Annotated in this window: 11 protein-coding genes; 3 read left to right on the forward strand and 8 right to left on the reverse strand. The window is 40.1% G+C overall.

The annotated features are described in order from the left end of the window. Positions 1 to 3 precede the first annotated feature (3 nt). The 8 genes from ACSVH6_RS00260 to ACSVH6_RS00295 all read right to left on the reverse strand — a co-directional run bounded on the left by ACSVH6_RS00260 (position 4) and on the right by ACSVH6_RS00295 (position 13,319). A complete protein-coding gene (locus ACSVH6_RS00260; RefSeq protein ID WP_438074418.1) occupies positions 4 to 2,490 on the reverse strand; it encodes a beta-mannosidase in 2,487 nt (828 codons plus the stop codon). Further along, positions 2,487 to 3,155, reverse strand: a complete 669-nt coding sequence (locus ACSVH6_RS00265) for a copper homeostasis protein CutC (RefSeq protein WP_438074420.1) — start codon at positions 3,153 to 3,155, stop codon at positions 2,487 to 2,489. Before ACSVH6_RS00265 ends, ACSVH6_RS00260 begins: the two co-directional genes overlap by 4 nt. Next, complete coding sequence (locus tag ACSVH6_RS00270) at positions 3,155 to 4,147, reverse strand: isoaspartyl peptidase/L-asparaginase family protein (protein WP_438074422.1); 993 nt, start codon at positions 4,145 to 4,147, stop codon at positions 3,155 to 3,157. Before ACSVH6_RS00270 ends, ACSVH6_RS00265 begins: the two co-directional genes overlap by 1 nt. A 3-nt stretch (positions 4,148 to 4,150) precedes the next feature. Next, entirely contained in the window at positions 4,151 to 6,418 is a 2,268-nt protein-coding gene (locus tag ACSVH6_RS00275) for a beta-N-acetylhexosaminidase (protein WP_438074424.1), read from the reverse strand. A gap of 95 nt (positions 6,419 to 6,513) precedes the next feature. Continuing rightward, the gene (locus ACSVH6_RS00280) at positions 6,514 to 9,087 is read right to left on the reverse strand and encodes a sodium-translocating pyrophosphatase (protein ID WP_438074426.1); all 2,574 of its coding nucleotides are present in this window, start codon (positions 9,085 to 9,087) and stop codon (positions 6,514 to 6,516) included. A gap of 108 nt (positions 9,088 to 9,195) precedes the next feature. Further along, entirely contained in the window at positions 9,196 to 9,789 is a 594-nt protein-coding gene (locus ACSVH6_RS00285; RefSeq protein ID WP_438074428.1) for a DNA-3-methyladenine glycosylase family protein, read from the reverse strand. A 1-nt stretch (position 9,790) separates the two neighbouring features. Continuing rightward, positions 9,791 to 12,280, reverse strand: coding sequence for a DUF5686 family protein (locus ACSVH6_RS00290; protein WP_438074430.1), 2,490 nt, complete (start codon positions 12,278 to 12,280; stop codon positions 9,791 to 9,793). A gap of 61 nt (positions 12,281 to 12,341) precedes the next feature. Beyond that, on the reverse strand, positions 12,342 to 13,319 hold the full coding sequence (locus tag ACSVH6_RS00295; RefSeq protein WP_438074432.1) for a pyruvate dehydrogenase complex E1 component subunit beta: 978 nt from the start codon (positions 13,317 to 13,319) through the stop codon (positions 12,342 to 12,344). A gap of 245 nt (positions 13,320 to 13,564) precedes the next feature. Between ACSVH6_RS00295 and ACSVH6_RS00300 the strand changes: the two genes are divergently transcribed. The 3 genes from ACSVH6_RS00300 to ACSVH6_RS00310 all read left to right on the forward strand — a co-directional run bounded on the left by ACSVH6_RS00300 (position 13,565) and on the right by ACSVH6_RS00310 (position 16,171). Further along, positions 13,565 to 14,311, forward strand: coding sequence for an electron transfer flavoprotein subunit beta/FixA family protein (locus tag ACSVH6_RS00300; protein WP_438074434.1), 747 nt, complete (start codon positions 13,565 to 13,567; stop codon positions 14,309 to 14,311). A gap of 15 nt (positions 14,312 to 14,326) precedes the next feature. Further along, positions 14,327 to 15,295 (forward strand): electron transfer flavoprotein subunit alpha/FixB family protein, encoded by a 969-nt coding sequence (locus tag ACSVH6_RS00305; protein WP_438074435.1) that lies wholly within the window; start codon positions 14,327 to 14,329, stop codon positions 15,293 to 15,295. A gap of 249 nt (positions 15,296 to 15,544) precedes the next feature. Continuing rightward, on the forward strand, positions 15,545 to 16,171 hold the full coding sequence (locus tag ACSVH6_RS00310; RefSeq protein WP_438074437.1) for a bifunctional nuclease domain-containing protein: 627 nt from the start codon (positions 15,545 to 15,547) through the stop codon (positions 16,169 to 16,171).

Genomic DNA, 16,171 nt, shown 5'->3' on the forward strand with positions numbered 1-16,171 from the left:
TTACTATTGGAAGACATCAAACAGCGATTTGGCGGCAATTTTAGAAACCGGATTCGATACCTTCACAACAACCTTCTGATGCGGTAAGACATCAAAAAAATTGTCACTGAAAAAAGTATCTTCAACCGCAGAAAGAAAGACATTCTTGGCCAATACATCCGACGTAATTTCATAAGTCAGTTCATCTGTTTTTGTAATTTGAATATTGGGTTTTGTCAATTGCAGTTCTTTGGGTTTGACAAAATAATATAAGGCTCTTGACGTTTTGCCGGTCGCTGTTGTACAAGTTACCGACATAACCATTTGATGAAGATTTTTAGTACTGTAATTGTCTTTAGGCGTCGCTGAAAGCACCACATTCGAATTGGCTTCAATAGTAAACTCCACTTCGTAACCATCCATATAATTTCCGTTAAAATCCATTACTTCTTCAACCAAAGTAATGTGATGCGGTATTGGCTCATCATTGATGACTCTGACTTCATAATTGACCTCATTTTCAGCAATATCAACCAATATTGGATTAAAACTCCGCTTCGCCTCATACTGAAACGCTTTCCATCTTCCGTAATAATCCACCGAGCTCCACGAAGTTACCGGCCAACAATCATTAAGCTGCCAAAACAACGTTCCCATGCAATTGGGTTTTGCCCTGCGATGCGCCTCAATAGCCGTTTTCATGCCTTCCGCTTGAAGCAATTGGGACACATAAATATAATCTTCAAAATTGTTCGGAGTTTTATAATCGCGTGCCATGTACTCCTTAATGGTTTGATAACCCATTGGATGTTTTTGGTGGCTCTTCACTGCTTCCGAATCGAAATTGAGCTCGTCATTTTGAGCGAAAGACTGAAACGTTTTGATATCCGGCATGCTTTGAAAACCGTATTCACTCATGAAGCGTCCCACTTTCTTTTTATACATTTCAAACGGTTCCATACCCCACCAAACACCCCAATAATGGGAATCACCACTGAGCAGGCTCTCCTTTTTTCCCCAACCGATTGATGGCGAAGACGGCCAATACCGGTTTTCATTCTTTAGCAATAAGCTATCGAGCGTTTGCGGAATCAATTGATGAAAAAGCTTCTGATAATCATTCCAAATTTTGGTCGAATCCTGCTTTGAATAATTGTATTGCTTTTGCCAACCCCAATTGTGCCAACCTTCATCCATTTCGTTATTACCACACCAAAGCGCGATACTCGGATGATTTTGCAATCGGTTTACATTATCGATAACTTCCTGTTTTACATTCTCTAAAAAAGCGTTATCACCCGGATACATCCCACAGGCAAACATAAAATCCTGCCATACCAAGATCCCGTTTTTATCGCATTCGTTATAAAAAGCATCGTCAGCATATACTCCGCCTCCCCAAACGCGCAACATATTCATATTCGTTTCTTTGGCATTTTTCACTATAGAAGCATAAACTGAATTGGTCGCTCGCGGCAAGAAACTGTCAGGCGGAATATAATTAGCTCCTTTCATAAAAACCGGGAGTCCATTCACTTTGAAATAAAAACTCTTTCCAATGGCATCTTTCTCCTGAACTAATTCAATAGTCCGCAGGCCGATGTTGATTTCTTTAGAATCGATTACCCTATTGTTGGCTACAAGACTGATTTCAAAAGGATACAAATTGGGCTCGCCCAAACCATTTGGCCACCAAAGTTTTGGGTTCTTGATTTCATAAGTCAACGACAAAGCATTTTGCCCTTTTTGGATTTGGATTACTTCAGATTTATCGTTGATTGTTAATTGGTATTGCCCAACAGTATCGCTGTTGATGTCGATAGAAAACACCACTTTCGCCAACGTTTTATCAGTCAAATCCTGATTGGTTTTGACATGCATTATGGCGGCATTGTCCCAAAAACGAAGTGCAACTTTCTTGTAAATTCCGGCCGTAACGAAACGCGGCCCCCAATCCCAACCAAAGTGGTATTGCGCCTTTCGGGTGAATATTTTTTCATCACCGGGTAAAGTATAAGGTAGTTTTTTGGCTTCTCCCTTTCCTTTTTTAACAGCAGAAGCAAAAGTGATTTGAAGTTTATTCTGTCCTACTTTCAGGACTTTTTTAACGTCGACTTTCCAGGTGCGAAACATGTTATTGGCGGAAAGGATTTTAGTGCCGTTCAAATAAACTTCGGCAAAAGTATCTAAGCCATCGAATTGCAAAACGGCATTTTGATGCTTGAGTTCTGGTTTGGTGATAGTAAAAGTCGTTTGGTACTGCCAATCTTCTTTTTCAATCCACTGCAACTGTTTTTCATTGGCACTTAAAAACGGATTGGAGATTAATTGATTGGACAATAAATCGGTATGAACCGTTCCCGGTACTTTAGCCGGAAACCATTTGTATTTGTCATTGTTGACACTCTTGAACTGCCATTTTTCGGAACTTAAATTGCGCTCCGTATTTTGTGCCCAAAGCAACATTGGACATAAAAAAAAGAGTAAGAATGATAACGAGAAAGCTCTCATGAGAGTTTGGATTTTAAGACTTGGACTTCAATCGCAGAAGTTACTTCACTTCCGTGGGTTATAGCTGAAGAATGATAAAAAACTGCTTGGGTATTTTGCTGAATCGTTTCGATATTAGTCGAGCGTAAACCACCGCCTGGCATGATGACGATTCGGTTATCAGCTTTGAAAACTAATTCCGCCAAACGATGCATTCCTTCACTCACATTGGGTTTTTGACCCGATGTTAAAATGGTTTTGAATCCGCAAGCTATAATGTCTTCCAAAGATTCAAAAGCATTTTCCACCTCATCAAAAGCGCGGTGAAATGTACACGGAAAAGGTTTAGCCAAATCGACTAAAAGCCTATTTTGTTCTAAATTTATCGTCTTGTCCTCATTCAAAATTCCGAACACAAAACCATCCACATTTTCTTTCTTTAAGATTTCAACATCCGATTTCATTTGTGTGAACTCAGCTTCGGTATATGCAAAATCACCTCCTCTCGGCCGAATCATTACATACAAGTCGATGCTCAGCTCTTTTCTTGCCCGCTGAACAATTTCTAAACTTGGTGTTGTTCCTCCAACGGCAATACCGTCACACAATTCTACTCTGTCGGCCCCGTGTTCTTGAGCGATTATGGCCGATTCTAAGTTAAAGCAAGCAATTTCAAGTTTGGCCATTATTTTAAAAAGTAATCGGAATCTATTAATTTGTTTCCGGAGTTATCATTCACAGCATAATTAAATCCACCTTGAATACAGTATGCCCCATACTCCCCTTTTTTATTCAAGGCGATAAAGCCCACCTGAATGTCTTTCAGGTTTTTGTTACGATTTTTGGTCAATTTCACGATACGGGAAACTGCTTCCTCACAGGCTTTCTGAGGGGATTTTCCTTGCCGCATCAATTCGACCACCAAATGACAGCCGGCAATGCGTATTACTTCTTCTCCATGGCCGGTAGCTGTAGCGGCACCAATTTCATTGTCGACATACAAACCCGCACCGATAATAGGCGAATCACCGACACGCCCATGCATTTTGTAGGCCATCCCACTGGTGGTACAAGCTCCGGATAAATTGCCCGAACTGTCCAAGGCAATCATACCGATGGTATCGTGATTTTCTATATTCACAATCGGTTTGTATTGGCTGGTTTTGAGCCATTCTTTCCATTCTTTTTCTGAGGCTTCCACCAGTAAATTTTCTTTGGTAAATCCTTGGGACAAGGCAAACTGTAAGGCTCCGTCTCCCACTAACATCACATGCGGCGTTTTTTCCATTACGGCCCGAGCCACTGATATCGGATGTTTGATGTGTTCCAAACAGGCCACTGAACCGATATTGGCAAAGTCGTCCATAATACAGGCATCGAGTGTTACTCTCCCGTCTCGATCGGGTCTTCCGCCATAGCCTACGCTTCTTTCGGTTGGATCTCCTTCGGGGACACGAACTCCGGCTTCTACGGCATCAAGGGCACGACCATTATTTTTTAAAATTTCCCAAGCAGCACCATTGGCCTGCACTCCGAAATTCCAGGTAGAAATTACGATGGGTTTATTGATATTGCCTTTTGGCTTTGCCTGATTTTCCTCTTTTGAGGAAAAAGCATTTAAAGCTAAAGCTACCGAACCGGCAGCCGCTGTTTTAATAAAATTTCTGCGATTTGACATATCTTATTCTACCGTTATTTCATCTGCAAAAAGCCAAGCTTTGTTTCCGGCTCCGGGTTGACCGTCGGGTATAGTGCCGAAATTTTCTGCCGTTACTTTTACAAATTGAATGTTCCTATAATTACAATCAGCAATGATTTGGCCGTTGCTTTTTTGAATTTCTTCTAACGAAAAAGTTTTAACTTCTTCAAATTTAATCATGTCTTCCGAAACCCAAAACGTTACTTTTTTGGGGAAATAAATCCATGAAGAAAGGCTGCTCAGCAAACCAATTCCCAAACGGCTGATTTTTTGTTTACTTCCTAAATCAATGGTAGCATTTAAATCGGTTCCTGAAAACCCTAACCAATCGCGCCCAAACTTAGTCGTATCGCCTTTAATTCCGTCTACTAAGGTAAAAGCGCCTCCTCTATCATAATCAGGATGGGGCTTATTTTGCAATGATACCAATCGGCTTGTAGCTTTATGTATCCAAAATGATTGCTCTGAAACAGCGCTCTTAGGCGTATTGTCCTCAAAAAAAACAGCTTTGACGGTTTGTGATTTTGAAAGGTCCAACGGTTGCGAATAAGCTTTTGCTGCTGCTGTGGGAAGGCTGCTATCGGTAGTATACCGAATCGTGCCATTGGCCAAATTTGATTGCAACAGATACAACACCCCATTGCCACCGGGTTTTGGCATCACACTGGAAGTCACTTCAAAAACGGCTTTGCTGTAGTTTATTTTTTTAGCCTCAAGTATCTTGAGTTGTTGGGTCAACCGTTTTTGAAAATTAGCATAATCGGAAGGTTTTGAAGTACCCCAAAGCACTTCAGATAAAGCGAGCATACGTGGAAATATCATGTATTCCACCTTTTCGGGCGTGTCTATATATTCCGTCCAAAGATTGGCCTGTGCCCCAAGGATGTATTGCCTTTCATCTGCCGAAAGCTCTTTAGGAGTAGGCTCAAACGAATATACTTTTTCAATGGGAGTATATCCGCCTATGGCCAACGGTTCATTTTTAGGATTGCCTTGATAATGGTCAAAATAGCAATAGGAACCCGGAGTCATTACCGCATAATGTTTTTGTCGGGCTGCAGCCATACCTCCTTCGGTACCGCGCCAACTCATCACTGCGGCATTAGGCGCCAATCCTCCTTCAAGAATTTCGTCCCAACCGATGACTTTTCGGCCTTTGTTGTTGACAAATGCTTCTATTCGACGGATGAAATAGCTTTGAAGTTCGTGTTCATCTTTCAGCCCTTTGGCTTTCATCAAGCCTTGGCAATGCGGACAAGCTTTCCAGCGGGTTTTGGGACATTCATCTCCGCCAATATGAATATATTGCGAGGGAAATAAGGCTATGACTTCGGTTAGGATATTTTCTAAAAAAGTAAACGTTTCTTCTTTCGGACAAAACACATCGTCTAAAACACCCCACTGTTTGGACACTTCAAATGGTCCTCCGGTACAGGAATATTCAGGATACGCTGCTAATGCGGCAACCGCATGACCGGGCATTTCAATTTCGGGAACCACGGTAATATGACGTTGAGTGGCATAGGCGACCACTTCTTTGATTTGTTCCTGCGAATAAAAACCTCCATAACGAACCGAATCATACTTTTGATCATTGTAGTGCCCAACCATTGAGCCATTGCGCCAGGCACCAACTTCAGTTAAATTCGGGTACTGTTTGATTTCGATGCGCCACCCCTGGTCATCAGTTAAATGCCAATGAAAAGTATTGAATTTATACATGGCCAGATAATCAATGTACTTTTTGACAAAATCGACTGGGAAGAAATGTCGGGCACAATCGAGGTGCATGCCGCGCCATGCATACTTGGGCGCATCATTAATTTGTAAGCAAGGTAATTGTATGGTTTCCTTTTTTTCAGCCGGCATTAATTGCAATAAGGTTTGCACAACGTAGAAAAAGCCGGGACCATTTTCGGCCAAAAGACCTATCGCGTTTTTGGAAATGTTGAGCTGATATGCCTCTATGTCCTTCCCCATTTTCTCAACAGTATGACTCAAGCTGATTTTGGACACGTTTCCCGCTACCGGTTGTATCTTTAAATCAAGCCCAGACTGTTGCTTTATAGCCTGTTGTAAATATTGGGCTTCAAACTGTGAGGCATCGGCCTGAATAATTGTTTCTTTACTCAACACAAAATAGCCTTTTCGAATTTCAACGGATTGTGGTTGCGGAATCAGCGGTAATGCATTTTGAGAAAATCCAACAGCAAAAAAAAGAAGTAAAAAGGCAATCAGTTTAGTATTCATTGAAGTGTTGTTTGTCAAGGCTAAAAATAAACAAAAAAAGCCAAAAAAAATGCCCCACTTTCGTGAGGCATTCCAAATATATTAAATCAATCTAATTATTTTAAAGCATCTACTTTAGCTTTCACTTCAGCTTCAGTTCCTTCAAAACTTTCTGTTGTTGAAGTTCCTCCCACTGTAGTAGTAACTGTAGCTTTGGCTTTTCCATTAGTGTTGGTGATTACTACTTTTACATTTTTTTCAGCAGTAGAAGTCATGTCTCCTTCTCCTTTTTTTGCACAACAATCACCTTTCTTCTCAGCGATGAATTTACCGTCAGCTCCGTAATGTGACAAACACATTTCTTTTTGCTCTGGTGTACATTTTAAAGAATCACACATGGCAGCACATTCTTCTTTAGTCATGGTAGCACATTTGCTCATATCGCATTTGCCCATGTCCATAGAACATTCTTTTTTCATTTCCATGGTGCACTTCATTTCTTTTTTCTCACCGTGACCAGCTCCCAAGATTGGCGCAATAACCAATCCGATCAAACAAGTCAATTTGATTAAAATGTTCATTGATGGACCAGAAGTGTCTTTGAAAGGATCTCCAACAGTATCTCCGGTTACAGCCGCTTTGTGTGCATCAGAACCTTTGTATGTCATTTCACCGTTGATTTCTACACCAGCCTCAAATGATTTTTTAGCATTATCCCAAGCACCACCGGCGTTGTTTTGGAACACAGCCCAAAGTACACCTGATACGGTAACACCAGCCATATAACCTCCCAACATTTCAGCAATCAATTGGTTGTTGTCTCCGTAAACTAATTTACCTAACAACACGATAGCAATAGGGAAACCGATAGTCAATACGCCCGGCAACATCATTTCGCGTAAAGCGGCTTTAGTAGAAATCTCAACACATTTACCATATTCAGGTTTGTTTTTACCTTCCATGATACCCGGGATTTCCTTAAACTGACGACGTACCTCGTATACCATATCCATAGCTGCTTTACCCACAGAGTTCATAGCCAAAGCTGAGAACACTACAGGAATCATACCTCCGATGAATAACATCGCTAATACCGGAGCTTTGAAAATGTTGATTCCGTCAATACCTGTAAACGTTACATAAGCTGCAAATAATGCCAATGAAGTTAAAGCCGCAGAAGCGATAGCAAAACCTTTTCCTGTAGCTGCCGTAGTGTTTCCTACTGAATCCAAGATGTCTGTACGTGTACGAACTTCTTTTGGTAACTCACTCATCTCAGCAATACCACCGGCGTTATCAGAGATTGGTCCGAATGCATCGATAGCCAACTGCATCGCTGTTGTAGCCATCATTGCAGAAGCAGCCAAAGCCACACCATAGAAACCAGCCAAAGCATAAGTAGCCCAGATAGCTCCTCCGAACAATAATACCGTTGGGAAAGTAGAAATCATACCTGTTGCCAAACCAGCGATAACGTTGGTTCCTGCTCCCGTAGATGATTTTTGTACGATAGCCAATACCGGTCTTGTACCTAATCCTGTATAATATTCTGTTACAGATGAAATCGCTCCACCTACAAACAATCCGATTAAAGTAGCATAGAATACTCTCATGGATGAAATGTCTTGCAACCCTTCACCGAAGTATTCCATTTTCATAGTAGCCGGCAACATATTTTGTACCAAGAAGAAACAAGCCACAGCAGTCAATACAATAGAAACCCAGTTTCCGATGTTTAATGCTTTTTGTACTTGTGCTTCTTTAGCGTCATCGCTTGAAATTTTCACCAACATCGTTCCCACGATTGAGAACAAGATTCCGAAACCGGCGATAGCCATTGGCAATAAGATGGGACCAATACCGTTGAAAGCATCTTCGATTTTTCCGCCCATATCTTTAATCACATAGTTACCCAATACCATGGCAGCTAATACCGTAGCCACATAAGAACCGAATAAGTCAGCTCCCATACCGGCAACGTCACCTACGTTATCCCCTACGTTATCGGCGATAGTAGCTGGGTTTCTCGGATCATCCTCAGGAATACCAGCTTCAACTTTACCTACTAAGTCAGCACCAACGTCAGCGGCTTTAGTATAAATACCTCCACCCACACGGGCAAACAAAGCGATAGACTCAGCCCCTAAAGAGAACCCGGCCAATGTTTCCAAAACTACGGTCATGTCTTCAGTTGAAGTCCATACACCTCCCATGAATTTTTGGAATAATATAATAAAGAACCCTGTCAAACCAAGCACTGCCAAACCGGCAACACCTAATCCCATTACAGTTCCACCACCAAAAGAAACTTTCAAAGCTTGTGGCAAGTTAGAACGGGCGGCTTGTGTAGTTCTTACGTTGGTTTTGGTAGCGATTTTCATCCCCATATTTCCAGCCAAAGCCGAGAAGAACGCACCAAAAACAAATGCAATTACAATTAATAAATGCGTTTTAACTCCTGGCAAGAAAGTAATTCCGGCCAAAACCAAACTCGCAACAACTACGAATATGGCCAATAATCGGTACTCTGCTTTTAGGAAAGCCAATGCCCCTTCGTAGATGAAATCTGAAATTTCTTTCATTTTTCCATCACCCGCATCCTGCTTTAAAACCCAAGATCTTTTGATTGACATGAACGCCAATCCAATCAATGCCATAACTATCGGCACATAAATCATGTATGATTCCATAAATGTTCTATTATAAATTTTATCGGGGGCAAAAATAACAAAATTTTAAGAACTTATACAAGTTGTGTCAGTTTATAAAAAACAAAACTGCTAATTTCGTATAGGTATCTAAATTTTATTCCTTTTTTTAAGGTAGTAATGCCACAAGATATAGGAGGCAAGAGTTCGGTATGGTTTCCAGTTTTTGGACAATATTTCCATAGCCTCCAAAGCATGAATATCGTACAACTCTTTGATAGTATTTTTGATGGCAATATCTCCCAGCGGTATGACATCAGGGGTTTGCAGACAGAACATCAGGTACACATCGATAGTCCAATGGCCTACGCCTTTTAACTTCAGAAGCTCTTCCCGAATTTGTTCATCAGATTTTACCCGAAAGCTCTCCAAAACAAGCTCTTGGCTGGCGACCTTTTCGGCCAAATGTTTCAGATACACACTCTTTTGTCGGGAAACTCCAAAACTACGCAGTTCTTCCTGCGAAACCTGCAAAACATTCTCCGGATTAATTTCGCCTAAATGATTCTGCAATTTAACATAACAAGCATTTGCCGATTCGATGGATACCTGTTGCTCCAAAATAATGTGGCATAGTGCAGCAAAGCCTTCATCTCTTTTTTGAATAATAGGAAAGCCAAAATCGGCAACTATTTTTTTAAGCACCTCATCTTTCTCAGACAAAAAAGCTATTCCTTCCAACATCTTAGAAGTAAAACCCAAAAGATCCTTTGATGGTAAAATTATTGGTATCCGGCAAATCGCGGTAGTTGGCTCTCCAAGCAAAATCTAAACGGAATACCTTGAAAATATTCCCGATACCGGCATTGTATTCCCAATACGGTTTTTCAGGAGCCTGATAAATCAAGCCCGATGCGTTGATGGCTTTGTTTTCATCGGTAATCGTTCCGTAAACCCCTTTGATACCAATGATTTCACGCAGATTCAACTTGCGCAATCCCGGGATACGGGCAAAAATCTTACCTTGAAAATTATGTTGCCATTGGAATGTCGCATAGCTATCGGTTACAAACTCGTAGAAATTCAGGTTACTGAAAGTATTGTCAATGATAAAATAGGTTTGATTCCCCGGCACCACACTCATTAGCCCTAACGGAATCTTACCAAAGGTTTTCCCTAACTCCATTGTTAAATTAGAACGCCCTAGACCTCCTATAACAATTGGCTGCTTGTAATAAAGTTGTATTTTTTGATAATCAAAATCACTATTGATGAACCCTTTAAATCCTTGACTGTAGTTGATAAAAACGCGACTGAACGGACTGTCAATAATACGTCTTTCCACTCCGTATCCTATATTTTTCTTTTTAGGAGTAAACTCAATTTGGAAGTTCAATTCGGACTGTGTCACATCACTTTTGGTAGACGTAAAAGTATCATCGGTAAAATAATCCAATTTAAAGGTAGACGAGGCCGATTCAAGCGTTCGGTAAGAGAAGCCCAATTGGAACGTCAGGTTTTTGATGGGTTCCATTTCAATCTCGAGCGTACTGAGGTTAATGTTGGTTAACTTTCCATTGGAACCTGTTGTAAACAAGCCTGACGAAGCATAGCTTCTTCCCAGAACATCATTTGTTGTAGTTAAACTGGCACCTATCTGCTCTACATCGCGCCTGTTTCCTCCTGAGATAATAATTCTGTTTTTTTTGTCAATCATCCATTTTCCGGAAGCTCCGTACTTGAATTTATTGTCATCAAACCCATAAGCCGTGTAACCTTGCAATCGCCACAAATCATTTGGCCCAAAATAAGTTCTGGCTCCGGCACGAAGTCGCAGCCCCTCTACTTCATTGTACCCTATAGTAGAAAAAATAGGTCCGTAATCCAGATGCCATTTCGGAATTTCAATATAACCGCTTCCCAAAATGGAAACCAAACTATACAAATGTTTGAACTTCTTAACGGTTTTGAGCGTGTCAATCATTTTATAGATTTTCTGCTCATCTTTATTGAGTTTTTCAAAACGGTTTTCAGCCCAATAGTCGTCATTTTTGTTGTAAACCGAATTGTCAATGTAGTTCACCTCGTCTTTATAAAACTTATCCGGTTTTTTTTCATTGAACTTGAAATTCTTATAGAGAGTGGTTCTCTTTCCATAGACTCCCTTAGACTCCTCCTTTTTTCTCAAGGCGAAATCCGACATCATGTAATCACGCGTTGGCAAAAAGACCGAATCATTTAATACTTCAAATTCCTGTTCAATATAAATATCTTTTACCCAGTTGATATTGGCACTTTTGGTTACCGCCATATTGATGGTTTTGATAGCAAATGTGGTATCGTTAACCCAAAAATCTCCTTTAAATGTCAACTCATTTTTACGTCTTGGATAGAATACTATATTGTAACACAGTTTATTGTCAATGACTGCGGTATCCGCCAAAACATAGTTGTAAACGTCTATCCCCGTGCGCGATAACGGGCTGGTAAAACTTTTATCAAACAGATTGAGATAATTTTCGTAAATATCAAAGTCACTGTACAAATCCTTGATAAACATATTTACACCGTCACCATTCCCAAGTCCCGAATTTTTATTGGCTTTTAGAATCTCCTTGGAACGCTTGTTTTCGTTATCGCCATAGAATTCCGAAATCGATTCGTTGATAAAAATCGGCAAATATGTTTTTCCGGTTACTTTGGAAGTATCTACGTTTTTAAAGACGAACTCCATTCCTTTAAAAATTTTGCTTTTCATAAAAGCGCTGTCAATGGTATTCATATCAAACTCTACCTTTTCGTATTTGTCATATTGGTACTGTTTGAACATTTTGAGTCCATTCTTTCTGCGGCGTTCCCATATTTTGCGCAAAATATCCAAGGCCGGATTGTTTTTCTTTGATGTTTTTCCGGCATAAATTTTCACTTCCTTCAGGGTATTGCCTTCGGTCAGAATAATTTTAAAATCGTAGTTCACTTGTTTAGGAAGCTTCACCACTTTATCGGGAAATCCAACAAAAGAAACAATCAGCTCTGTGTAATTTTCCGGGGATTCAATATAAAATCGCCCGTCTTCATTGGAAACTACTCCGGTTTTAGAACCTTTAAAAACAATATTGGCATACGGTATGGGTTCCTTGGAATTGTCAAGTACAATTCCGCTCACTTTCGTTTGGGCAGAACCTAAATTTGCAAAAGCAAAAAAAACAATAAGTAGAGTAAAAATCTTTTTCATTGGCAAAAAAAAACTTCATCAGAATAAGTCTGATGAAGTTTCAAATATAAGTAAATTTATATTATTTGTAAGTCACTTTTTTGACAGCCTTAACAACATCTTCTGCGTTTGGCAACCATTCTTTCAGCAAAGTAGGCGAATACGGTGCCGGAGTATCAGCGGTTGTAATTCTTTGAATAGGCGCATCTAAATAATCAAAAGCGCGTTCCTGAACCATATACGTAATTTCAGAAGCCACACTGGCAAATGGCCAAGCTTCCTCCAATACTACTAATCGGTTTGTTTTCTTAACCGAGTTGATAATGGCATCGTAATCCATTGGACGCACAGTTCTCAAATCAATAATTTCACAAGAAATTCCTTCTTTGGCCAATTCATCGGCAGCGATATAAGCCTCTTTGATAATTTTACCGAAAGAAACAATAGTCACATCAGTTCCTGCTCTTTTGATATCAGCAACTCCTAATGGCAAAGTATATTCTTCATCCGGAATTTCTCCTTTGTCTCCATACATTTGTTCCGATTCCATGAAAATCACCGGGTCATTATCTCTGATGGCTGATTTTAATAATCCTTTAGCATCGTAAGGGGTAGACGGCACCACTACTTTTAATCCCGGAGTGTTGGCAAACCAGTTTTCAAAAGCCTGTGAGTGTGTCGCCCCCAATTGTCCTGCAGAAGCCGTAGGACCACGGAATACCATCGGCATCGGGAATTGCCCGGCAGACATCTGACGCATTTTAGCAGCATTATTTATAATTTGATCAATACCTACCAAGGAGAAATTAAACGTCATGTATTCCACAATCGGTCGACAACCATTCATGGCAGAGCCAACCGCAATTCCGGCAAAACCAAGTTCTGCAATTGGTGTATCGATTACTCTTTTGGGACCAAATTCATCTAACATCCCTTTAGAAGCTTTGTACGCACCGTTATATTCGGCAACTTCCTCACCCATTAAATATACGGACTCATCGCGACGCATTTCTTCACTCATTGCTTCGGCAATTGCTTCTCTAAATTGTATCGTTCTCATAGTAGGATTATCTTTTTTCAATATTTTCGAATGGCAAAAATAAAAATTAAATACGATTAAAAAACATATTTGAGTTATAAATCATAACACACCAAAACGATAACAATTAGGAGGAAAAAGGAATTCTGCGTTTTATGTTTCACGAAATCGATATAATAGTGTAAATTATTATGCATGCATAGTACATTATTCAAAATAATATTCTAATTTTGTGCCTCTAATTTCACAACAAATACATAAATCTTATGAAAATATTAGTTTGCATCAGTCACGTGCCTGATACTACTTCCAAAATCAATTTCGTGAACGGAGACAGCGAATTTGACACAAATGGTGTACAGTTCGTGATCAATCCCAATGATGAGTTTGGTTTAACCAGAGCTATCTGGTTTCAGGAACAACAAGGAGCCAATGTCACTGTTGTTAATGTAGGTGGTGCTGATGCTGAAGCAACCCTTAGAAAGGCCTTAGCCATAGGAGCAAACGAGGCTATCAGAGTAAATGCCAATCCAACCGACGGTTTTTTTGTAGCTAAGCAACTAGCGGAAGTTGCCAAATCAGGTAGCTATGACCTAATCATCTGCGGAAAAGAATCTTTAGATTACAATGGCGGGATGGTTCCGGGAATGCTGGCTTCATTATTAGACTACAACTTTGTTAACTCGTGTATCGATTTAAAAATCGAAGGTTCAGTAGCTAAAGTACAAAGAGAAATTGACGGTGGAAAAGAAACCATCTCGGCAGCTTTGCCTTTGGTTGTTGGAGGGCAAAAAGGATTAGTAGAAGAAAAAGACCTGCGTATTCCGAACATGCGCGGCATTATGACCGCCAGAACAAAAGTACTGACTGTATTAGAACCGGTTAATGCTAACATTAACACGAAAGCAGTAAAATTTGAAAAACCGGCCCCAAAATCAGCAGTAAAATTGTTTGCCGCCGATGATTTGGACGGATTAATAAATGCATTACACAACGAAGCGAAAGTTATCTAATTAAAAAAACACAACATGTCACTATTAATATACGCAGAATCGGCAGACGGAAAATTCAAAAAAGTAGCTTTTGAATTGGCGTCTTATGCAAAAAAAGTAGCCGAATCATTAGGAACAACCGTAACCGCTGTAACAGTAAATGCCGGTAACGTTTCCGATTTATCCAAATATGGAGTGGACAAAGTATTAAAAGTAACCAACGACAAGTTGGCCAATTTTAATGCTAAAGCTTATGCCGATGTAGTAAAACAAGCCGCTCAAAAAGAAAGCGCCAAAGTCATTTTATTATCTTCAACAACTGACAGTCTTTACATGGCTCCGTTGGTTGCTATTGGGCTTGATGCCGGTTTTGCTTCCAATGTAGTAGGATTGCCGGTAAGCACTTCTCCATTTCAAGTGAAAAGAAATGCTTTTTCCAACAAAGCCTTCAACATCACCGAAATCAACACAGACATTAAAATATTAAGTTTGGCCAAAAATTCTTTCGGATTGTTAGAAAGTGCGGCGTCAGCTTCTGAAGAAGACTTCACTCCGACCCTTAATGACGCTGATTTCAATGTAACAGTTGAATCAGTTGAAAAAGGTTCAGGCAAAGTAACCATTGCGGACGCTGATATTGTTGTATCAGGAGGACGCGGTTTGAAAGGTCCTGAAAACTGGGGAATTTTGGAAGACTTAGCATCTGTATTGGGCGCTGCCACTGCTTGTTCTAAACCGGTATCCGATTTAGGCTGGAGACCTCACAGCGAACACGTAGGCCAAACCGGTAAACCGGTAGCCGCCAATCTATACATAGCAGTAGGAATTTCGGGTGCTATCCAACATATCGCCGGAATCAATTCTTCAAAAACAAAAGTAGTCATCAATACCGATTCGGAAGCACCTTTTTTCAAAGTTGCCGATTACGGTATTGTAGGCGATGCTTTGGAAATCCTGCCTCGCTTAACTCAAAAACTAAAAGAATTCAAGGCACAAAACGCATAATTCCCTATTTATTAATTCAAATCAGAGCTGCCATCAAATATTTTTTTTGGCAGCTCTTTTTTTGTGCTTTCTTTTTTAGAAGCGAAAAGTTTTTGTTACTTTGCAGTCCGCTTTCCTGCTGCACATTGCAATCTTTTTACGTAAACCAAAAAGGGATTTTTAAGGTCATCAGGACAAAAAAAGCAATCGTTTTTGTATTCGTAAACAAAGAGTTTCAAGTTTAAAAGCAACTCTTGACACTAAAAAATAATGAGTTTAGTAAAACTAACAATAAAAGGAATATCCTATAGTCAAACGCAAAATGGCGCGTATGCATTGATTTTAAATGAGGTGGACGGGGAACGAAAGTTACCAATTGTCATTGGTGCTTTCGAAGCGCAATCGATAGCCATCGCTTTAGAAAAAGAAATCAAACCACCACGTCCACTCACTCACGATTTATTCAAAAGTTTTGCCGACCGATTCGACATCGTGGTAAAACAAGTTATTATTCACAAACTAGTAGACGGTGTTTTCTATTCCAGTATCATTTGTGAAAGAGACAAAATAGAAGAAATCATTGATGCCCGAACTTCAGATGCCATTGCTTTAGCACTGCGGTTTTCGGCCCCGATTTTCACCTATAAAAACATTTTAGACAAAGCCGGTATTTACTTAAGTAATACTCCCGCCGAAATTGAAGGTCAAAATCCTGATGATGAAGGAGTGCTTTCGACACCCGAAACTTTTGGTTTAGACACTGAAGGCAAAGCCAGCGATATTTATACCAGCTTGAGCCTAGTCGAATTGCACGATGCTTTAGAAAAAGCCGTTCAGGATGAAGACTATGAAAAAGCTGCCAAAATAAGAGACGAAATTTCGAAAAGAGAATCATAA

The organism is Flavobacterium sp. XGLA_31 (genome assembly GCF_051547105.1).
GTDB lineage: Bacteria > Bacteroidota > Bacteroidia > Flavobacteriales > Flavobacteriaceae > Flavobacterium.